This is a genomic window from Vibrio sp. 2033 (assembly GCF_033339735.1).
The window spans coordinates 110,828-130,262 of the sequence record NZ_JAWOVC010000001.1; the positions used below are offsets into that span (position 1 = coordinate 110,828).

The window sequence follows — 19,435 nt, forward strand, 5'->3', positions numbered from 1 at the left end:
TGCGAGCTCCTAGTATTTCAGTTGTTTCATTGGGTCTTCTGCCATCGACTCAAACATGTCGATCACACGGCAGTCTTCACACATCGCGATACGATTGATCGCCGCTTCATCAGAGAAATGAGAGTGACCGCGTAACTTGTTTTGTAGCATGTCGATCATCGATTGCGGAGCAAAAGGCTTGTGACAACGAATGCACTCGGCTGCCTTTTCTTCATGAATCACAACCGCTTTCTGGCGTTCTTCTTTCACCCAGTTCATACGAGGAGTAAGCGTCAGCACTTTCTCTGGACACGCTTTCTCGCACAGCCCACATTGAATGCAGTCTTGCTCGACGAATTTAAGCGACGGAGATCGACCGTCCGTATGCAATGCACGTGTTGGACACACCGCCACACAGCTCATACACAACGTACAACCTTTACTTTCACAAGAGACTGTGCCGTAAGGTGCGTTCGCTGGAAGTTCAACAATGTTCTCAACTGGAATACGTGATGCGGACAACGCATCCAACGCCGTAAATAGACGCTGACGTTTGTTACCTTGCAAATCACCTAATGCCAAATCAAAAGACTCAGTACAAAGTGTCGGAGCACCTTCACGTAGTGACTCTAGATACAGAATGTCGATGGTTTCTTTGGCGATACCAAGCTGACCGAGCAGCTCTTGAGCAATACCTACTTCGCTATTAAGCACACGAATAATGGTTTGAGGCATAAAACGTGAAGCCGCAAACAGCACCTGAGTAGCACCATTCACAAGCGCGGCGAACCAAGTATCAATACCAACCGAAGGCAGTTCTTCCACCACAATTGGAATCACATTATCTGGCAGTGCTTTTAGTGCCATCACGTTGTAGCTCTCGTGGCGAGAACTACAAATCAATACGATAGGATCTAAACCACCCGCTTGCTCATAGTTGGCGAGCGTACGTTCAATAAACTTTTGCGTATCTTCAGGGTTTGGCAGTGCGTAATGAATCGCTTCTGTCGGACACGCTGTAGCACAAGTACCCACGCCTTGACATAGGTATGGGTTGATCTCGATGCGATGGCCCGTTCTGTCGCTGCCTTCACTCGATAGTGCCCCTGCCGGACAAGCATCCACACACCGTTCGCAACCTTTTACGCCACGAGAGCTGTGTGCACATAAATCGGTATCTAAACGGAAGAATTTCGGTTTATCGAACGTCCCCATTAAGGTTGGAATCTCTTCCAACGCTTCAGCCAGTTTCGGATAGCCACGACCTACTGGGTAGTAGCCCGGTACTGGGACTTCTTCCGACATGCAGCTGTTAAGGCAAAGATCGAGTACGATATCGAAACAATCGCTATTGATCGCGACCTTGGCAAGATTGTTGGTCGAACCATGATTTTCAATCAGAACTTCAAACGTACCTAAGAACCCTGAAACCTGAACCGAATTGGCGTAATAAAGCTCGGGATTTGTGCCCTTTTCGCCATCGGTAGAAAGCAGCGTTAGGCTGTTCATTTGCGACAATTGCGCTGCCGCACTTTCGATGATTGCTGTTGGGCCCACAATCAAAGTATTACCGCCGCTTTCATAGCTTACGGTTGGTGGAATAAGATTGGTCAACTCTACGGTATTTTCGAAAGCGTACAGCCTCGCTTTACCGTTATTGGAAGTTGCTTGTTCTAATAATTGTTTCAGCATTGCTCAATTCCATTTATGAACATGGATAGTCTTTTCCATCTCTTAGTGTAGTTAGCGCCGGAGATTCTGCTGATTAACTTATCAATGAGAATTCTTATTCCGCCGTCTATAGGCGATGAATACTACGCAGTGCGTCCGTACTAACTTCAACCAGATTGGTATTGAGCAACAAATAGCAAGTGTCATGCCAATAAAATATCAACTGAAAATCAATAGGTTATCAATTTTACTGACAAATAGTAGGGATAAAAAAACCGGTTGAGACATTTTGTCTCAGCCGGCTCATTGAGTGTTTAGTCAAAATGTACCTATTCTTTGTGTGGTATATTTTGTCTCACCTCGTTAGGCTGTGATTCTTCAGCAAAAGTATCACTTTCACTAGACACTGTATTTATATACAGCTCACTTTCATCTTGAGTAATTTGGCCACTTTTGTCGGTGTTTGACTCTGCGTCTTCAACTACCTCAGATGCGATATCGTTAGCGTTAAGCTCAGACCCTTGCGCAGTTTCGGCGTCTGGTTCGTCTTCCACTTTGTCTTTAACCCAATCACGCAGCGTCTCAGCGACGTCTTGAGAAAGTGACTTTAAGTTACTGTAATCATCATCGTAATCGTCTAGGCCGTCACGCACGTTAAATTCTTCGGACAAGAACATTTTGCGCAGCGCGGCTTTCTTAACACTTTCTGAAGCTTCAGAAACCAGCAGTTGCGCCACAGACATTTCTTCGGTTTTTTCAGTCTCTACACTCGCGGTAATGTCTGGAGCCTGACTATCCTCATTGACGTTCAAAGTATCTAAGCTTTCGTCAGCGTTTGAAAGCGCTGTGACACTATCTTCGGATTGTTCCGTCTCTGCTATCGGCGTGATCTCTTCAGCATGTTGGGAAGATTCTTCTAGTTTACGTTTCGACCAACGGCTTAAAAAACTAGTTGCCATTTGCTCTGCCTGCTCCTTTGCGTTTCTTGCGTCTTACTTCTAACAACTCACCGTGACGACCAATAAAGGCTTCCATCCAAGCCTGAACGGCTAACGGCATATCGTTAGATAGTACAAGGTTATCACCATCCATATATTGCGCCGCAACAGATTGTGAAGCCGTCAGTAACTGTATCGCTGGTTTTTCACCAGACTCGACGTTATCCATCACTAAAAAGAGTTTAGGTTGCTGAGAGCTTAAGTTAAAGCGGTAGTCTGTACGCTCGTCTTTATGTAATTGCAACAGACAAACATCTGGAGTCTCTTCCGTCGGATTCAGCGCAAATCCTGTCAACTGCCATTGGGTTGTCACCCAAATCCCTGTACTGATCTCATGCTCAACAAGCTCTACGCCGATTGGCCATGTATCCTCAGTCTTTTCGTAATTTTTTTCGAAATCTTTCTTATCCGACATAACTCACCCAGTCTTTCTATTTTTGGTCTGAAAACACACAGGACATTTTGCCCCCGTTTTCGACCATTTTTATTGTCTTCGAAGCAATAAACGCGCCAAGCTGATATAACTTAGTCTATATACTCCCTCAGGCTATAAGTACCAAACTAGACGAAACTCAAATGTATTGATGTGTCATTACTGCGAACTCGCAGTTTTAATGCATTGTTGACATAAAACCTCGCAATTCCTGTGGGAACCGCTATTTTGGAATGAGATTTGCTAGCCACTTAACAAGCTAAAATGCGTAGCAACCTAACGCTCTTAATCACTAGGACACGACTGTGCTGAAACCAAATATTATTAAAACCAGTGAAAATCCCCTGCAAACCATTGAAGTCGATGTGTACGACGAGTACGGCGAAAAGCTCACGAAGCAAATCGCTTGCGAGCGTCCACTTACGGTCATGCTGAACTGGAAAGAAGTGGTCACGCTCATGACGCTAGGTTCGCGTCCAGAAGCACTAGTACTCGGTTATTTAAAAAACCAAAGCTTCCTGTCCGATCCAGCCGCGATCGAATCCGTTATTATTGACTGGGAAACGCATTCCGCAGCGGTGATTACTAAAGAAAACACTGAACACTTAGAAGGCGCCCTGAAAAAGAAAACCGTCACCTCAGGTTGTGGCCAAGGCACTATGTATGGCAACGTGATGAAGCAGCTTGAAAATTATCAAGTGCCTCAAGTTCCTCTTAAGCAGTCAGAAATTTATTCTGCGCTGGAAGCGTTAACCCATTACAACGACACCTACAAAAAAGCGGGCGCAGTACACGGCTGTGCGGTTTGCAAAGGAAATGAGGTGTTGTCATTTGTGGAAGATGTCGGCCGTCACAACGCAGTGGATACACTTGCAGGTGAGATGTGGCTCAAAGAAGAAACAGGTGAAGATAAAATTTTCTACACAACTGGTCGCCTTACATCAGAGATGGTGATTAAAGTGGCTCAAATGGGCATTCCTGTTCTGCTTTCTCGCTCTGGCGTTACTCAAATGGGGTTAGATCTAGCTAAGCAATTTGGTATTACAACCATTGCGCGTGCGAAAGGTTTGCGCTTCCAAGTGTTTACAGGAGCCGACAAGGTTGAATTTGATGTAAAAGGCAACCAATAACACCTTTTCAGTGTAAACTAAAACCAATAATGCGGATTCACAGAGGATGTGGACTATGAATAATGACCAATTGTGGAATTTTCTGCTTACGCCCAGCGGTATCATGCTTTCTATGATTATTACCTTTGGCGTGGTCGGGCTCTATGCGTATATAACAGGTCAGTTTAAGGATTAAGGCCAAATATCAAAAAAGCCTCGCTAAATAGCGAGGCTTTTGCTTTTTAAACGCTTTGCGAGTAATTACGCGTCAACACCACGAGATTTTAGGAACTCAGAGTAAGTGCCTTTAAAGTCTGTGATTTTACCATCGCGGATTTCGATAATACGCGTTGCTAACGAGTCTACGAATACACGGTCGTGAGAGACGAAGAACAACGTGCCTTTGTATTGCTCAAGCGCGGTGTTCAAAGATTCAATTGATTCCATGTCCATGTGGTTGGTTGGTTCGTCCATTAGCAGCATGTTTGGCTTGTGCATCATTAGCTTACCAAGCAGCATACGACCTTGCTCACCACCAGACAGTACTTTTACTGACTTCTTAATGTCATCTTGACCAAACAGCATACGACCAAGGAAACCACGAACGACTTGCTCGTCATCACCTTCTTGACGCCATTGACCCATCCAATCCGTTAGATTCATATCTTCTGCAAAGTCATGCGCGTGGTCTTGCGCGTAGTAACCGATGTTTGCATTTTCAGACCATTTGAACTCACCAGCACGCGGTTCAAGTACACCAGCAAGCGTGTTTAGAAGTGTTGTTTTACCCACACCATTTTCACCGATGATCGCAACGCGCTCTCCCACTTCAAAAATTGCATTGAAGTCTGAGAACAAGTCCTCTTCAAAACCTTGGCTCAGATTTTCTACAATCAGAGCGTTACGGAACAGCTCTTTAGACTGTTCAAAACGAATGAATGGGTTTTGACGACTAGACGCTTTCACTTCGTCCAATTTGATCTTATCGATTTGCTTCGCACGAGATGTCGCTTGTTTTGCTTTCGATGCGTTTGCAGAGAAACGCGCAACGAACGTTTGTAGCTCAGCGATTTGTGCTTTCTTCTTCGCGTTGTCGTTTAGTAGACGTTCGCGAGCTTGAGAAGCCGCCGTCATGTACTCATCGTAGTTACCTGGGTAAACACGTAGCTCACCGTAATCCAAATCAGCCATGTGCGTACATACTGAGTTTAGGAAGTGACGGTCGTGCGAGATGATGATCATTGTGCAGTTACGTGCGTTTAGCGTGTCTTCCAACCAACGGATAGTGTCCATATCCAAGTTGTTGGTTGGTTCGTCAAGAAGCATCACATCTGGGTCTGCGAATAGAACCTGAGCTAGAAGCACACGAAGTTTCCAACCCGGTGCAACTTCACTCATTAGACCGAAGTGTTGTTCCATTGGAATACCTACAGCAAGAAGAAGCTCACCCGCTTTGGCTTCTGCCATGTAGCCGTCCATTTCAGCAAACTGAACTTCTAAGTCAGCCACTTTCATGCCGTCTTCTTCGCTCATTTCAGCAAGTGAGTAAATGCGGTCACGCTCTTTCTTCACTTCCCATAGCTCTTTATGACCCATGATGACGGTATCGATTACCGTAAATTCTTCGTAAGCGAACTGGTCCTGGTTCAGTTTTGCAACGCGCTCGTTTGGATCGTAGCTTACGTTACCGCTGGTTTGCTCAAGCTCGCCGCTGAGGATCTTCATAAAGGTTGATTTACCACAACCGTTAGCTCCAATTAAGCCGTAGCGATTGCCTTCGCCGAACTTAACTGAAATGTTTTCGAATAGCGGCTTAGCGCCGAATTGTTGAGTAATATTCGCTGTGGAGATCAAAACCTTTACCTTAGCAATTGGGGTGTATTTAGAAAAACCGGGCAACGGTACTTGTTCATGCTACATACTGCAAGTGTTGTTTTTATTAATTCACTCCAAGTGAAATCATTGTAAGGTTTCTAAGAAGCAAAAGCGTAAACATAAATGCGTCATTAAATACAAAAAAGAGCCACTATCGTCAGTGGCTCTTTTTCCATTAATACTTCAAAAAAGTGACTAAGCGATGTTCGTCACCTCTAGGATCAGTTCGGCTTTTTTAGGTAAATAAATACTGAATTTACTGCCTTTTCCCCATTCAGACTCTGCTTTTAACTCACCACCCGTTTGGCTGAGAATACTTTGGGAGACCGATAGCCCTAACCCTGTGCCTTCTCGTTTAGTTGTGTAAAATGGCGAGAAGATTCGACTCAAGTTTTCTGGTTTAATACCGCAGCCCTCATCGATAACATGAATCGCGGCTCCTTTCACTTCGCCCTCTTCAATCCAGTCTTCACTGACTACTGTTAAAGTTCCTTTACCGCTCATTGCGTGAATGGCGTTCATTTGCAAATTAACTAAGATTTGTAGCAAGTGGTGACGGTTTATCTCAACGGACGTATGCGCTTGTAGGTCAGTCACAAACTCAACGTCGCGTTTCTTGGTGCCAGTTTTAACCAAGGTGATGCTTTCATCAATGATAGGATTGACATGTTGCCAAGTGATTTCATCTTGAACACCGCCTTGGCGACTGTATTGCAATAAACTGCGCGTGATATTGCGGATACGATCAATTTGCGCGTGAATCGCATCAATCTCCTCTTGTACTCGACTTGCATCGTCACCCAATTCAAAATGGATCAATTCTACGTTGCCAAGAATCACGGCGGTTGGGTTATTAATTTCGTGAGCAATCCCCGCGGTGAGTTCTCCCAATGCTGCCAGTTTTTCATGAACAACGAGTTTGTCGCGGGTTTGGTTGAGCAATTGAATATGCAGTTCAAGATCTTGGGTTTTTTCTCTCAGGCTTGCCGTACGCTCTTGAACTTTGCATTCAAGTTGAGCTGCGGAGTTTTTCAGTTCAATTTTGCGCTCTTCTAGCGCGTCTAACATATCATCAAACTGTCTGGCTAACTGCGCAAGTTCATGATCGGCATCTAATCCTAACGGGCCAATCCGTTTTTCTTTACCTTGTTGGACCTGCTTCACCACTTTATGAATGCGTTCGATCGGTCGAAACAGATCATAAGAACCGCGATATACCATCACGCCGGAAACCAGCAATAACATAACCGTAATCAAGCTGATTTCGGCAATGTTCGTCATGTAGGCTTTAACGAATGGCCACATGAGGTAACCGGTATAAAGCATACCAATAACATTGTCGTATTGGTCTTTGATTGGTTGATACGCCGTAATATACCAAGCGTCATACACATAAGCGCGATCAACCCACTGTTCACCCTTAGAAAGTACTTGGTTATACACTTCTGCGCTCACGCGAGTGCCTATAGCGCGCCCTAGTCTATGATCGCTGTCTAGAGGAACGTTGGTACTCACACGCAAATCATCGAGAAATACCGTCAACGTACCCACAGGGCGAAGGCGGTCGTTATCACTTAAGTAAATGAGATCGCGGATTTGATCCACCAGCACTGTGCTGTTGTTAAGGAGCAAACCACCATCAAGAAAGCCGATCAAATCGTTCGCTTGGCTGTATACCGGAATCACGGTCCGACTGACTAACCCACGCACCTCCCTGTCACCATCAGCAAGAATAGGCACTTCTGCTCGTTTGGCGAGTTCAGGATCGAGGCGTTCGAGTTCTTCTTTATTGAGTACATCAAAAAACGATTCGCGCTTGGTGAGATCCATAAAGCGGAATTTGTTTTCCATGGAATTAACGCGTTGGAAAGAGAGAAAATCTAAAGCATATCTTTTCTTCTGCTCTGTGACCCACTTTTGCAGGTCACCTTGTGGCGTTCCTTGATTAATGCGAATACGGAAATCGTACGAATCGGCAAACGCCCGCACGTAATTGGCTTGCTTTTGCTGTAACAACGTTACGCTGTTATTTGCAACACCAAGACGCTCCGAGACATCAAGCAGCGCATTTTGCCACGTGTAATGAATAGACCAATAAATGGTAATGCCGATCAGAGCTAACAACGTGAGGAAAATCGGCGCAGAGGTTAAGAATAACAAACGATAACGCACCATGGTTTTAAAACGGTGCGTCCATTTTGACAATCCTTTGTGCTGTGGGCCGTTAGTCGGCATATTCCTCATCCTCAGAATCCCATTCTTTGTACTTACGTTCTAAGGTCTTGCGAGCTACGCCCAAGTCACGAGCAGCAGCAGACTTATTGCCTTCATGCAAGTTAACGACTTGTTTAATATGTGCTTTCTCGACTTCTTTTAACGTCCAGCTGTTTGGATAGCCTTCGCCAGTAAATTCTTTGCCTTCTCTAAAGGTTGGTAACTCAGCAGAGTGAGAAACAGTAATCGATACATTAGGCAGTGAATGCCCGCCATTCAGCTCTCGCCAATAGTGTGCAGGTGGTTTGCCAAGCAAGATACAACGCTCAATCAAGTTTTTCAGCTCACGAATGTTTCCCGGCCAATCGTACTCACTCATGGCTTCCATATCCTCGTGAGCCCATTTGGGCGCAGGCATACCGAGCTCGCGCGTCAGCATATTGCTGAAAAATGGCACCAACTCAAATAAGTCGGTTTTGCGCTCTCGCAGCGGACACACTTCAATTTTCAGAACGTTTAAACGGTAATAGAGGTCACTGCGGAAATTACCTTGATTGACCTCTTCTTGCAGGTTTCGGTTGGTTGCCGCTACGATACGGACATCAATACTGATCTCTCTTTCTGAACCGACAGGGCGAATCGTACGCTGCTCTAACACACGTAATAATGATGCCTGCATTGCAAGTGGCATCTCCCCGATTTCGTCAAGAAATAAGGTGCCACCGTTCGCAACACGGAACAAACCTTCACGCGATTTTTTTGCACCGGTAAACGCGCCCGATGTATGACCAAACAACTCACTTTCTAAAAGCTCTGGTGCAATCGCGCCGCAGTTGATTGGCACAAACGGGCCCGTTCTCCCACTCGCCTGGTGGATACCTCGTGCAACTAGTTCTTTACCCGTACCCGACTCACCTTCCACCAAAACAGAAGCGCGTGATGGTGCAAATTGGTTAATAAGTTGCTTAAGCAGACGCGTTTTTTCTGAGCCGCCGATGATCTCTGAGGTATTGTGACGTTGGTAATCGCGTGTCATGGCGTACTGCATGCGTTCGTTCAAACGGCGATCCATACAGCGACTGACCGCTTTTAACATCTGCTCAAGGTTGAATGGTTTGAGGATAAAGTCGGAAGCACCGAGCTGTAGCGCTCGAATGGCAATTTCTAAATCCGCATAACCCGTCATAAAAATCACATCGGCACGTTTGTCATCATCTTCAAACGCTTCTTCCCACTCAATTCCAGAACGCCCTGGCAGATTAATATCCAGTAAGATCAGATCATAATGTCGAGAATTACGCAGTTGTTCTGCTTCTTCGATGCTACCAGCTGTATCGACATGTGAAAAAAGCTTACCCAATGCCTTTTTCAAGATGGCTTGCATGCCTAATTCATCATCGACGACCAGTACGGAAAAGGCGCTATATTGTTGGTTTGTACTAAGATGGGATTGAGTAGACATATTTACCCCAGATGGATTTCGATGGGACAGAGTGTACCAAGTTTAAACAGAGATACCCTACAAAAAGTGCGACATTTTGTACCAACGCAAACTTTTATGCAAATAACCCCATGATTTAGTGCATAAACCAAGCACTTTAAGCTTGTAAAAGGTTGGCATCTTGTTTGCTATAAGGTGGATACGGAGCGCATTTAAGTGATCTCAGGATGTTGATGTTTGCTTATTCCAACACCCTAAGACAACTTGCGTATTACGCTAATCGCTCTCGTCCAAAAAGGCTTCTCCCTAAAACCTGGAGAGATTCCAAAGAATCATTGGAAAGGAACACATAAAAATGAAAAAAATTGCGCTAACTCTGGCTGCAACGTCTATCACGCTTGTAAGTTACTCTGCGTTTTCTGCTCAAGACGGAGAACATGTTCGCCTTGCAACCACAACCAGTACTTACCATTCAGGTTTACTTGATTACCTGCTTCCACAATTTGAAAAAGACACGGGCTACAAAGTCGATGTTATTGCTGCAGGTACGGGTAAAGCCTTAAAAATGGGCGAAAACGGTGACGTAGATTTGGTGATGACACATGCACCAAAAGCTGAAGGCGCATTTGTTGAGAAAGGCTACGGCGTTTTACCTCGCAAGCTAATGTACAACGACTTTGTGATTGTAGGCCCGAAAGCTGACCCAGCAACAATCAAAAATGACGAAGGCGTGTTAGATGTATTCAAAGAGATCGCAAACAAAAACGCAACGTTCATCTCTCGCGGCGATGATTCTGGTACGCACAAAAAAGAAATGGGCTTCTGGGCTCAAACTAAAATCGAACCGAACTTTGGTGGCTACCGTAGCGTAGGTCAAGGTATGGGCCCAACTCTAAACATGGCGTCTGAAATGCAAGGCTACACCATGACGGACCGCGGCACATGGCTGGCTTACCAAAACAAATTGGATCTAGAAATTCTGTTCCAAGGCGATGAAAAACTGTTTAACCCGTACCAAGTTATTCTTGTTAACCCTGAGCGTTACCCAACGATCAACTATCAAGGTGCGAAGGCATTCAGTGATTGGTTGGTAAACCCTCGCGGACAGGAACTTATCAATGGTTTCCGCCTAAACGGTAAACAACTGTTTGTTGCGAATGCTGAGAGCAAATAACGCAATATGAATCTTGCTGATACAACACTGGAAGCACTTCGCTTACTGGTGAATTTTGATGCAGACCTATGGGAGATCGTTGCGGTCTCCTTTAGTGTTTCTATTACGGCAATATCCCTAGTGGTATTGCCGGCTATTTTGATGTCCTTTGTACTGGCGTATACCGACTTTCGCGGTAAATGGTTTTTGTTGTCGATCGTAAATACGCTGCAAGCGGTCCCTACCGTGGTGATTGGCCTGTTGCTGTACATGTTGCTGTCGCGTGCTGGCCCTTGGGGAGACTGGCAAATGCTGTTCACTCAGAAGGCAATGATCTTCGGCCAAATGGTGATCTGCTTCCCTGTTTTGGTATCGATGATGCATGGTGCATTACAATCTAGCGACCGTCGTGCAGTGGAAACTGCCATCACGCTGGGCGTCTCCATTCCGCGCTTGGCAGCTACGATGATTTGGGAAACCCGCTTTCCTCTACTTGCGGCTATCATTGCAGGGTTTTCACGTATAGTGACCGAGGTGGGCTGCTCAATGATGGTTGGTGGGAACATTATGGGCGTGACGCGAAATATTCCCACGGCTATTGCAATGGAAAGCAGTAAAGGTGCTTTTGCGCAAGGAGTTGCATTAGGAATTGTATTACTATCTTTAGCGTTGGCTCTAAACTTCTTCTTATCAAGCATGAGAGGCAAAGGCTACCTCAGAACATAGAACATGAAGCAAACAAACGACTCACCATTAACCCCATGTCGAGGCGAATTATGACTATAAAAATCACCGCCGAACAGTTATCCATGCGCTTTAAAGAGCGTGTGCTTTTCCACATCCCTGAGTTAGCCATCGGCCCAAATGATGCCATTTATCTCAAGGGTGACAATGGTGTGGGCAAAACTACCCTACTCAAAATCCTTGCTGGCTTGCTCAAACCCTCTACTGGTGATGTTGTTGCGCCAAAAGATACGTGGCTGAAAAGACTGACGCATCGCAATGGTCGTGTCGATGTGATTTATCTCCATCAATCCCCTTACCTTTTTGACGGCACTGTATATGAAAACGTAGTCTATGGAGTGAAATATCAACAAGACACGCAAAAAGATAAGCGAGCTCAAGTTATTCACGCGCTGCGCATGGTAGGTTTAGAAACCTTAGCGGACGAACATATTTCCGTGTTGTCCGGCGGTGAAAAACAGCGCGTTGCCATGGCAAGGGCTTGGATCTTAAAACCGTCGATTTTATTGATGGATGAGCCAAGTGCGTCTTTAGACCAAGAATCCATTGAACGATTGGTGGTGATGGCAAAAGATCTTTTGGATCGTGGTTCCAGTATCGTGGTGACAAGCCATCAGGCCAACGCACTGACCGACTTATGTAAAAAACAGTGGTGGATTAAAGACAAGACTTTGATAGAGTCTCCTCTGTTGTATGTCATACCAAAAGAAACATCCCAAGAGAATGCATATGCTTCAACCAACACAAACTAGTTGGGTCATTTTGGCTGGTGGCCAAGCCAGCCGTATGGGTGGAAAAGATAAAGGTCTGATTGAGTTAAATCAGAAGCCACTCATCGAACACGTTATTGAACGTTTATCTCCACAAACTCCACGCATTTTAATTAATGCCAACCGAAACCAAGATGCGTACAGCAAATTTGGTTTCGTATTTAGTGATCAATTCAAAGATTTCCCTGGGCCTATGGGCGGTATTCACGCGGGTTTGATGCATGCTGAAACTGACTGGGTCGGATTTGTACCTTGCGATAGTCCACAAATTAACACCGACCTTGTCGAGCGTTTCTGCCAAGCCGCCCAAGAAGACAGCGATATTTTGGTCGCGCATGATGGTGACCATCAGCAACCTGTTTTCACGCTCTACCACAAACGCGTACTGCCAAAACTCACCGCATTTTTAGAACGTGGCGACCGCAAAATCATTCTGCTCTACAAAGAGTGCAACACCAGTTACGTTGACTTTAGCGACTCACCAAACTGTTTCGTCAACTTGAACACTCCGGAAGAACTGGCGCAATTTGGACAATTAGAATCATGAAACACACGCTAAACATTCCTATTCTTGGCTTTGCGGCTTATTCAGGCACAGGCAAAACCACACTGCTTGAAGCCCTATTGCCAAAGCTGACCGAAGCAGGTTTACGCATTGGCATGCTAAAACATGCGCACCACAACTTCGATGTCGATAAGCCGGGTAAAGACAGCTACCGTTTACGCAAAGCTGGCGCATCTCAAATGCTGATTGCTTCTCGCAACCGTTTTGCGTTAATGACAGAAACGCCAGAAGCCGAAGCGGAGTTTGAATACCTATTAACACGTTTTGATGAAGACATGCTTGATGTGGTTTTGGTCGAAGGCTGCAAAAACATCGCATTTCCTAAAATTGAATTGCACCGTGAAGAAGTAGGCAAGCCTTGGCTTTATCCAAACGATGAAAACATCATCGCTATCGCTTCAGACAGCGGCGAGTTGGACTCTGAACTGCCACAAATGAACATCAATGATCTTGAAGCGATTGCTCAGTTCGTTATTCAGTATGCTCAAGAAGCGAAAGCACCAAAATCTAAAGAGAAAGACGCCGCATGTTGCGACACACTTTCTCCGGCGTTCCTTTCTGTGATTCAAGGCCAAGAAAAAATCCTTTCTTTGGTGAACACGGTCTCGGAAATAGAAGCATGCAAGATTGAAAACGCCTATGGCCGCGTTCTTGCGGAACATATCGTTTCACCAGTAAATGTGCCGCAATACACCAACTCCGCGATGGACGGTTATGCCATCCGCAGTGATGATGTTGACCGTGATAGCTACCAAGTGGTTGCTGAAGTGATGGCGGGCCATGCTTACGATCAGCCTCTGGAAGTTGGTCAAGCAGTTAAGGTCATGACTGGCGCACCAACACCACGTAACGGCGATACAGTGGTCATGCGTGAGCAAGCCTCTCAAGAAGGTGACAAGGTCACCTTTAACGGTGCGAATATCAAAGCAGGCCAAAACGTTCGTCAAGCAGGTGAAGATCTCGCTATCGGCAGTGACGTCTTTACCGCAGGCACTCGCCTAGCCTCTCCAGAAATGGGCATGATCGCTTCGCTTGGTTTTGGTAAAGCGAATGTGTTCCGCAAATTGAAAGTTGCCGTGTTCTCCACCGGTGACGAAGTACAAGCACCGGGAAAAGAGCAAAAAGCGAATTCTATCTACGATTCCAATCGTTTTACCATCATGGGCATGCTTGAAAAGCTCGGCTGCGAGATCTTGGATTTCGGTATTCTGGAAGACAACGAACAGTTAATGATTGAAGCGTTGGAAAACGCATCGGCGCAAGCGGACGTGATTATGACTTCTGGTGGCGTATCTGTTGGTGATGCGGATTACATCAAACTTGCCTTGGATAAACTTGGTCAAATCGATTTTTGGCGAATCAACATGCGTCCGGGACGTCCACTCGCGTTTGGTCAAATCAACAACAAGCCGTTCTTTGGTCTGCCGGGCAACCCTGTTGCCGTGATGGTCTCTTTCATTAACTTTGTCGAGCCTGCACTGCGTAAGATGCAAGGCGAACAAGGCTGGAAGCCTCTGAAAGTGAATGCCATCGCGACTGAAAACCTTCGCTCTCGACAAGGTCGTACCGAGTTTAGCCGTGGCGTCTATGAACTGGATGCAACTGGCCGTTTAACCGTTCGTACAACAGGCAAGCAAGGCTCTGGTATTTTGCGCTCAATGAGTGAGGCAAACTGTTTGATCGAAATCTCCCCAGCTATTGATACAGTAAAAGCGGGAGAAAGCGTGACAATTATCCCACTTCAAGGCAGAATCTAGCTCAAACTAGAAATTCAAAGGTCAGCGAGTCTGGCCTTTTTGTTTAATACAGAAACCTTTTCAGAGAGACAGCTATGGCTCGCACCATTCTTTACACTTACAAAGACCAAGACAAAGAACTGACATTCTCATACCAGCAACACCGCAACATTCAAGAAGCAGTTGCCGAGGCAGAAGGTATCGATATCACTGAGTTCCTAAAGATGGAGCAACAAATCGAAGCAGTGTCTGACACTAAAGCAGTGCGCAACTACCGCGACAACTACTTCAGAAAATTAGGCTTTAGTAAAATCACCCTAGCTCAAAAAGAAAACCTAGGCGTAGGCAAAAAGAACAAATAAGCTTAGCTGTAAACAGAAAACTCGCGATTCGTCGCGAGTTTTTTATGCATGCTATTTTTTGTTCGTGCTCTATACCCAAGCATATAGAAGTTACTTGGGTATATAAGTTACTTCGATATACAAGTAAAAGCCCCGTTTTACCTTGATGGGCTAAACGGGGCTTTAAATTTCTTCTTACTTTGTATCGAGTAAGGTTTCAGTCACTACTTGATGTTTAAGAACGCAGCGCCGCGTACACCACCTGAATCACCGTGTTTTGCTTTGATGATCTTAGGACACTTAGCTACGGACAATAAGTGTTTAGGGATGCGTTTTGGCATCTCTTCGTAAATCAATTCGAAGTTAGATAAGCCTCCACCAAGTACAACGGTGTGTGGGTCTGTTGCAGTAAACAGGTTTGCAAAGCAGATTGCTAGCAGCTCCATAAAGCGCTCGACGTGCTCTACTGCTTTCTCTTCACCCTCTGCGTGCGCTTTAATAATGTCGATCGCTTTCTTCTCTTCGCCGTAGTAATGCGCGTAAAGAAGCTCGAAGCCACGACCAGATAGGTAACTATCTAAACAGCCTTTGTTGCCACAGCCACAGCCAAGTAATGGTGCGTTTTCGCCCAGGTGGAACCATGCGTCGATAGGAAGACGTGTGTGACCCACCTCACCCGCTACGTGGTTGCGGCCAGAGAATACTTTACCTTCGTAGATAAAGCCACCGCCAAAACCAGTACCAAGGATCAAACCTAGTACAGATGGTTCATCTTGAAGATCTTCGTCCCACGCTTCAGAAAGCGCGAAACAGTTTGCATCGTTTTCAATTTTTACGCTGCGACCGATTTTAGCTTCCAGATCAGCACGAAGTGGTTTGCCTTTTGCCGCAGGAACGTTAACTGTTAGTACCGTTGCATCATCGGCGTCTTCCATACCTGGCAAGCCAAGACCAATCGTACCTTCGCAGCCAAACTCTGTATCGTATTTATTCACCAATTCCGCAATGGTATCAACCAGCAGCTCGTAGTTGTCTGTTGGTGTAGGTACACGTTCCGTCGCTACACGCTCAAGCTTCTCGTTAAATGCACCAAATTCAATTTTAGTGCCACCGACATCAAAGCCGTAATACATGTATTTCTCTCCTAAAAAATGCTTCAAACGACTCTCAAAAATGGCTAGAGTCAAAAGTATAAACTGATGGCATTATCCATATCTGTACGCCTGCAAACCGTGACCGAATGCAGATTTATCCCCTCACCGAAGCCAGTTGAACAACATACCATCAACAAAAGCTCATTCCTTAGAGTCAGCTCTCGGTTTTCATCCACTCTTTGAAACGTTTCAAGTGTGGCTGGTTAGGGTCGTTTTTGACTCGAGTCTTGCTCAGCATGTAAGTTTCTCTGAAGGCTTCAAACCACAATTGAAGGCATTCCGCAGCTTTAGGCTCACCAGCTTGTTTTAAAACTAATGTCGCGACTTCGGCGGTTGAAAGATGCTGCTCATTCTCGGAGCGGCGCATGATGTATTCAGACAGAGATTCCGGCTCAATGGAAAGCACAGGCAAAGATTTAAGAAAATCAGAACGACGGAATATCTTTCGTGCCTCACGCCAGCTACCATCAATAAAGATCAGCAACCATTTTTTGTTCTCGACATCTTCTTTTACCAATCGCCCTGGCTCTAGATCTTCAATTAAACGAGAGGGATCATCCACATAGTCTGCAGGAAATACAATCACCGGTTGGTAACTGTCATCCTGTAGTAGCGCTAGCATCTCTTCAGACGGTTCTGTTCGGTTCCATTGATACACGTAAGTCTCTTGAATCGTATCAGCGATTAGACGACCGGTATTACTTGGCTTAAACACTTCGTTTTCAGAAACAATCAACATACATGCAATATTGGCCTTGATGTTTGGCTGAAGGTTGCACAAACAGTGTTGCTCAGAAACCTGGCAATATTGGCAACGAACCACTTTACATCCACGCGCGTTGAAAGGCTTGGTTGAGATAGATTGTCGGTACTGATATAAACGGTGGAAAGCGTGAATTCTCATGGTAAGTAATGCCAAGTAAAAAGTAGAGCGCGATTCTACTGATATTATGGTTTCGCCTCAAGATAAGCCCATCAGCAGTGTGTTGAAATAATTTCACTCTTATCTCGGTCATAGATAAAGAAATAAATAAGGGAATGACAGTGACAGAAACGACATTTCAAGAACCCTCATGGCTCAGATTAGGCTTTTTCCTTGGCGTATTATTGCTTTGTGCCATTTGGGAAAACAAATTGCCTAGAAAAACACTGACCGCTTCGCGCAGGTTTCGCTGGGTCAATAACTTGTCATTGGTCGCTTTTAACAGCCTAGTTATTGCTTTAATCATGCCTATCGCCGCCTTTCAAGCTGCGGTCATAGCTCAGGAGCAACAATGGGGACTGCTCAATATTCTGTCCCTCCCCGCTTGGTTAAATATTTTTCTAACCGTCATTTTGCTTGATTTCGTCATTTACGCTCAGCATGTTGTCTTTCATCATGTAAAGCCGCTGTGGAAGATTCACCGAATGCATCACGCCGATCTCGACATAGACGTCACTACAGGCGCACGCTTTCATCCCTTCGAAATAATCATTTCAATGGGAGTAAAAATTGCAGCCGTGTTTATCTTAGGTGTTTCACCTATCGGAATTGTGGTATTTGAAATTGTGCTTAATGCGAGCGCGATGTTTAATCACAGTAATGCAAAACTGGCTTTATCTATAGACCAAAAACTGCGAAACGTCATCGTTACACCAGACATGCATCGCGTGCACCATTCAGTGATAGTAAAAGAGACCCACTCAAACTTTGGTTTTTTCCTTTCAGTTTGGGACCGCTTTTTTGGGACATACCGAGCTCAGCCTAAGTTGGGTCATGATGATGTTGTTATTGGTGTGCCGGAAATTAGAGACGAAGAAGAGCAAAGATTAGATAAGCTTTTAACGCAGCCCTTTCGCTACAATAAAGAGAAGAAGTAATGGTTGAAAAAAATATTGTTGGATGAAGTATGTCAACAAAACGAATAGACCAAGCCTAAACCCCTGTTAAACACTACTTCATCCTCATGATGTGTAAGAACAGATTAGTTTTCTGCTAGCTGACGCTTTTTGTTTAACTGAGTAATACCAACAAATAAACCAACAACACCAAGCACTGCACATGCCAAAGCATTGGTGTTCATTACTTGCTGTGCCTCTATTGAGCTGTATAGAAAAGCAAGGCTGAAGAAAGTGGTGGCAAAGCTCAAACCTGTCAGTACGCTGAAACCAGCAAAACTGGCCAAGTCTTTAAAATCGTTCATAACGAGTCCCTGTTTACAATCCTTAATCGAGTGTTGTGAAAATAATAATTAACGAAATATTTGGCGCGATTGACTATGTTTTCGCGCATTCCATAACCAGATAGATACCCCAAATGAGAACCCTAAAAACAGTGTCTTCATTTGTAGGGCGACGTTGTTATCCAATATTTCTAATGTATAGTGAGCGTGGGAACTAAAGATAACATTGGTCATAAGAATCAATAACATAACGACTAGTCCAGAGCGGCGATGCTTGACCAATAGATACGCTGCTAATAAGTCCAATAGTCCCAAAGCGCTCCAATACATATTCAACCAGCGTGGCGCAAAATCGTAAGGTAAAAAGCCACCAACAATGTTGTCATAAAGATGAACCACTCCGCCAACTGTCATAAAAAGGCATAAGAGAAACACGACGAATTTATCCATTACCGTTTCCTTATCTGAATGAATGAGCAAAGCATATAGAAGTCACTTAAACATTTGTAATCTCATCGCCATTTTTGAGATCGACAGTGCCATTATCAACACGATGAGAACAGTAACGGCTGCTCTACCTTCTTTATTTGCTTCTAGTAGAAGCATAGTGTTTGCTGTGGCGTTTCGCCCAAATCCGCCAATGCAATGACAGAATCCTCCTTTAAATCACGCCTTGGTTTATCAACTCTCGTACCTTTTCCAGCCCGCGCTGAAACACAGTATGTGCATTCGCGGGAAGGCCGCTCTCGACATCGTGCCAGAAGAACGCGAAATCATGTCCGCCATCGTCTTGCGTATGAAACAGCCATGAATTAGCGAGGTCAGCACACTCACACAAAACAAAATGCCATACTTGATTTTGAAAGCCACTGTCCCATGAGCATAAATATCGTGCGGAACGAACATGTGTGATACCAGACTCCTCAGCGAGCTCCCGCTTGGCTGCTATGATGTAACTTTCATCAAACACTTCGACAGTGCCCTTGACGAGCTGAACACCCGCCAACGGATGTTTAAAAAGTAGGATCCCTTGATTTTGATTACGTAGAACGACGGGGCAAACTTTATCGATCACAAAACCACTCCTTAT

19 protein-coding genes are annotated in these 19,435 nt (G+C 45.0%); 8 read left to right on the forward strand and 11 right to left on the reverse strand.

All coding sequences use genetic code 11. The features are described 5' to 3' along the window. Positions 1-9: 9 nt before the first annotated feature. The 3 genes from R7P74_RS00455 to R7P74_RS00465 form a co-directional block, all read right to left on the reverse strand. On the reverse strand, positions 10-1,671 hold the full coding sequence (locus tag R7P74_RS00455; protein ID WP_213869617.1) for a 4Fe-4S dicluster domain-containing protein: 1,662 nt from the start codon (positions 1,669-1,671) through the stop codon (positions 10-12). A gap of 308 nt (positions 1,672-1,979) precedes the next feature. Beyond that, a complete protein-coding gene (locus tag R7P74_RS00460) occupies positions 1,980-2,609 on the reverse strand; it encodes a DUF3306 domain-containing protein (protein ID WP_318122492.1) in 630 nt (209 codons plus the stop codon). Next, positions 2,599-3,063 (reverse strand): DUF3305 domain-containing protein, encoded by a 465-nt coding sequence (locus tag R7P74_RS00465; RefSeq protein ID WP_005389514.1) that lies wholly within the window; start codon positions 3,061-3,063, stop codon positions 2,599-2,601. Before R7P74_RS00465 ends, R7P74_RS00460 begins: the two co-directional genes overlap by 11 nt. A gap of 323 nt (positions 3,064-3,386) precedes the next feature. Between R7P74_RS00465 and R7P74_RS00470 the strand changes: the two genes are divergently transcribed. Further along, positions 3,387-4,211 (forward strand): formate dehydrogenase accessory sulfurtransferase FdhD, encoded by an 825-nt coding sequence (locus tag R7P74_RS00470; protein ID WP_017820681.1) that lies wholly within the window; start codon positions 3,387-3,389, stop codon positions 4,209-4,211. A gap of 240 nt (positions 4,212-4,451) precedes the next feature. Here R7P74_RS00470 and R7P74_RS00475 read toward each other — a convergent pair whose 3' ends face one another. The 3 genes from R7P74_RS00475 to R7P74_RS00485 all read right to left on the reverse strand — a co-directional run bounded on the left by R7P74_RS00475 (position 4,452) and on the right by R7P74_RS00485 (position 9,741). Then, a complete protein-coding gene (locus R7P74_RS00475; RefSeq protein ID WP_025766654.1) occupies positions 4,452-6,044 on the reverse strand; it encodes an ABC-F family ATPase in 1,593 nt (530 codons plus the stop codon). Positions 6,045-6,260: 216 nt separating this feature from the next. After that, a complete protein-coding gene (locus R7P74_RS00480) occupies positions 6,261-8,300 on the reverse strand; it encodes a sensor histidine kinase (protein WP_017634912.1) in 2,040 nt (679 codons plus the stop codon). Further along, entirely contained in the window at positions 8,290-9,741 is a 1,452-nt protein-coding gene (locus R7P74_RS00485) for a sigma-54-dependent transcriptional regulator (protein ID WP_017820677.1), read from the reverse strand. Before R7P74_RS00485 ends, R7P74_RS00480 begins: the two co-directional genes overlap by 11 nt. 334 nt (positions 9,742-10,075) lie before the next feature. Between R7P74_RS00485 and R7P74_RS00490 the strand changes: the two genes are divergently transcribed. The 6 genes from R7P74_RS00490 to R7P74_RS00515 all read left to right on the forward strand — a co-directional run bounded on the left by R7P74_RS00490 (position 10,076) and on the right by R7P74_RS00515 (position 15,050). Next, entirely contained in the window at positions 10,076-10,894 is an 819-nt protein-coding gene (locus R7P74_RS00490; RefSeq protein WP_005389522.1) for a substrate-binding domain-containing protein, read from the forward strand. A 6-nt stretch (positions 10,895-10,900) separates the two neighbouring features. Beyond that, positions 10,901-11,599, forward strand: coding sequence for an ABC transporter permease (locus R7P74_RS00495; protein WP_005389524.1), 699 nt, complete (start codon positions 10,901-10,903; stop codon positions 11,597-11,599). A 50-nt stretch (positions 11,600-11,649) separates the two neighbouring features. Next, positions 11,650-12,369, forward strand: a complete 720-nt coding sequence (locus tag R7P74_RS00500) for an energy-coupling factor ABC transporter ATP-binding protein (RefSeq protein WP_151514777.1) — start codon at positions 11,650-11,652, stop codon at positions 12,367-12,369. Continuing rightward, positions 12,347-12,934, forward strand: coding sequence for a molybdenum cofactor guanylyltransferase MobA (gene mobA, locus R7P74_RS00505; protein ID WP_195723094.1), 588 nt, complete (start codon positions 12,347-12,349; stop codon positions 12,932-12,934). The genes R7P74_RS00500 and mobA overlap by 23 nt, the downstream gene beginning before the upstream one ends. Beyond that, on the forward strand, positions 12,931-14,709 hold the full coding sequence (locus R7P74_RS00510; RefSeq protein ID WP_318122496.1) for a bifunctional molybdopterin-guanine dinucleotide biosynthesis adaptor protein MobB/molybdopterin molybdotransferase MoeA: 1,779 nt from the start codon (positions 12,931-12,933) through the stop codon (positions 14,707-14,709). The genes mobA and R7P74_RS00510 overlap by 4 nt, the downstream gene beginning before the upstream one ends. A 74-nt stretch (positions 14,710-14,783) precedes the next feature. Next, a complete protein-coding gene (locus R7P74_RS00515) occupies positions 14,784-15,050 on the forward strand; it encodes a DUF2960 domain-containing protein (RefSeq protein WP_005377584.1) in 267 nt (88 codons plus the stop codon). A gap of 203 nt (positions 15,051-15,253) precedes the next feature. Here the strand turns inward: R7P74_RS00515 and nagK are convergent, their stop codons facing one another. Together nagK and R7P74_RS00525 are read right to left on the reverse strand one after the other, a co-directional pair. After that, the gene (nagK, locus tag R7P74_RS00520; RefSeq protein WP_005377586.1) at positions 15,254-16,162 is read right to left on the reverse strand and encodes an N-acetylglucosamine kinase; all 909 of its coding nucleotides are present in this window, start codon (positions 16,160-16,162) and stop codon (positions 15,254-15,256) included. 175 nt (positions 16,163-16,337) lie between these two features. Beyond that, the gene (locus tag R7P74_RS00525; protein ID WP_054576894.1) at positions 16,338-17,087 is read right to left on the reverse strand and encodes a tRNA-uridine aminocarboxypropyltransferase; all 750 of its coding nucleotides are present in this window, start codon (positions 17,085-17,087) and stop codon (positions 16,338-16,340) included. Between the two features lie 140 nt (positions 17,088-17,227). Between R7P74_RS00525 and R7P74_RS00530 the strand changes: the two genes are divergently transcribed. Then, entirely contained in the window at positions 17,228-18,043 is an 816-nt protein-coding gene (locus tag R7P74_RS00530) for a sterol desaturase family protein (protein ID WP_031781345.1), read from the forward strand. A 104-nt stretch (positions 18,044-18,147) separates the two neighbouring features. Here R7P74_RS00530 and R7P74_RS00535 read toward each other — a convergent pair whose 3' ends face one another. From R7P74_RS00535 to R7P74_RS00545, 3 genes are all read right to left on the reverse strand, one after another. Then, positions 18,148-18,366: a hypothetical protein gene (locus R7P74_RS00535; protein ID WP_005389537.1), complete on the reverse strand. Its 219-nt coding sequence runs from the start codon at positions 18,364-18,366 to the stop codon at positions 18,148-18,150. 48 nt (positions 18,367-18,414) lie between these two features. Further along, positions 18,415-18,795 carry a hypothetical protein gene (locus tag R7P74_RS00540; RefSeq protein WP_213969927.1) on the reverse strand — a complete coding sequence of 127 codons (381 nt, stop codon included), beginning with the start codon at positions 18,793-18,795 and terminating at the stop codon, positions 18,415-18,417. A gap of 211 nt (positions 18,796-19,006) precedes the next feature. Beyond that, complete coding sequence (locus tag R7P74_RS00545) at positions 19,007-19,420, reverse strand: NUDIX hydrolase (protein ID WP_239932143.1); 414 nt, start codon at positions 19,418-19,420, stop codon at positions 19,007-19,009. Between the last annotated feature and the right edge of the window lie 15 nt (positions 19,421-19,435).

Excerpts from the sequence above, each read along its gene's own strand:
- R7P74_RS00455 (WP_213869617.1), bottom strand. The coding sequence starts at position 1,671 with ATGCTGAAACAATTATTAGAACAAGCAACTTCCAATAACGGTAAAGCG.
- R7P74_RS00460 (WP_318122492.1), bottom strand. The coding sequence starts at position 2,609 with ATGGCAACTAGTTTTTTAAGCCGTTGGTCGAAACGTAAACTAGAAGAA.
- R7P74_RS00465 (WP_005389514.1), bottom strand. The coding sequence starts at position 3,063 with ATGTCGGATAAGAAAGATTTCGAAAAAAATTACGAAAAGACTGAGGAT.
- R7P74_RS00480 (WP_017634912.1), bottom strand. The coding sequence starts at position 8,300 with ATGCCGACTAACGGCCCACAGCACAAAGGATTGTCAAAATGGACGCAC.
- R7P74_RS00485 (WP_017820677.1), bottom strand. The coding sequence starts at position 9,741 with ATGTCTACTCAATCCCATCTTAGTACAAACCAACAATATAGCGCCTTT.
- R7P74_RS00490 (WP_005389522.1), top strand. The coding sequence starts at position 10,076 with ATGAAAAAAATTGCGCTAACTCTGGCTGCAACGTCTATCACGCTTGTA.
- R7P74_RS00495 (WP_005389524.1), top strand. The coding sequence starts at position 10,901 with ATGAATCTTGCTGATACAACACTGGAAGCACTTCGCTTACTGGTGAAT.
- R7P74_RS00500 (WP_151514777.1), top strand. The coding sequence starts at position 11,650 with ATGACTATAAAAATCACCGCCGAACAGTTATCCATGCGCTTTAAAGAG.
- mobA (WP_195723094.1), top strand. The coding sequence starts at position 12,347 with ATGCTTCAACCAACACAAACTAGTTGGGTCATTTTGGCTGGTGGCCAA.
- R7P74_RS00510 (WP_318122496.1), top strand. The coding sequence starts at position 12,931 with ATGAAACACACGCTAAACATTCCTATTCTTGGCTTTGCGGCTTATTCA.
- R7P74_RS00515 (WP_005377584.1), top strand. The coding sequence starts at position 14,784 with ATGGCTCGCACCATTCTTTACACTTACAAAGACCAAGACAAAGAACTG.
- nagK (WP_005377586.1), bottom strand. The coding sequence starts at position 16,162 with ATGTATTACGGCTTTGATGTCGGTGGCACTAAAATTGAATTTGGTGCA.
- R7P74_RS00525 (WP_054576894.1), bottom strand. The coding sequence starts at position 17,087 with ATGAGAATTCACGCTTTCCACCGTTTATATCAGTACCGACAATCTATC.
- R7P74_RS00535 (WP_005389537.1), bottom strand. The coding sequence starts at position 18,366 with ATGAACGATTTTAAAGACTTGGCCAGTTTTGCTGGTTTCAGCGTACTG.
- R7P74_RS00540 (WP_213969927.1), bottom strand. The coding sequence starts at position 18,795 with ATGGATAAATTCGTCGTGTTTCTCTTATGCCTTTTTATGACAGTTGGC.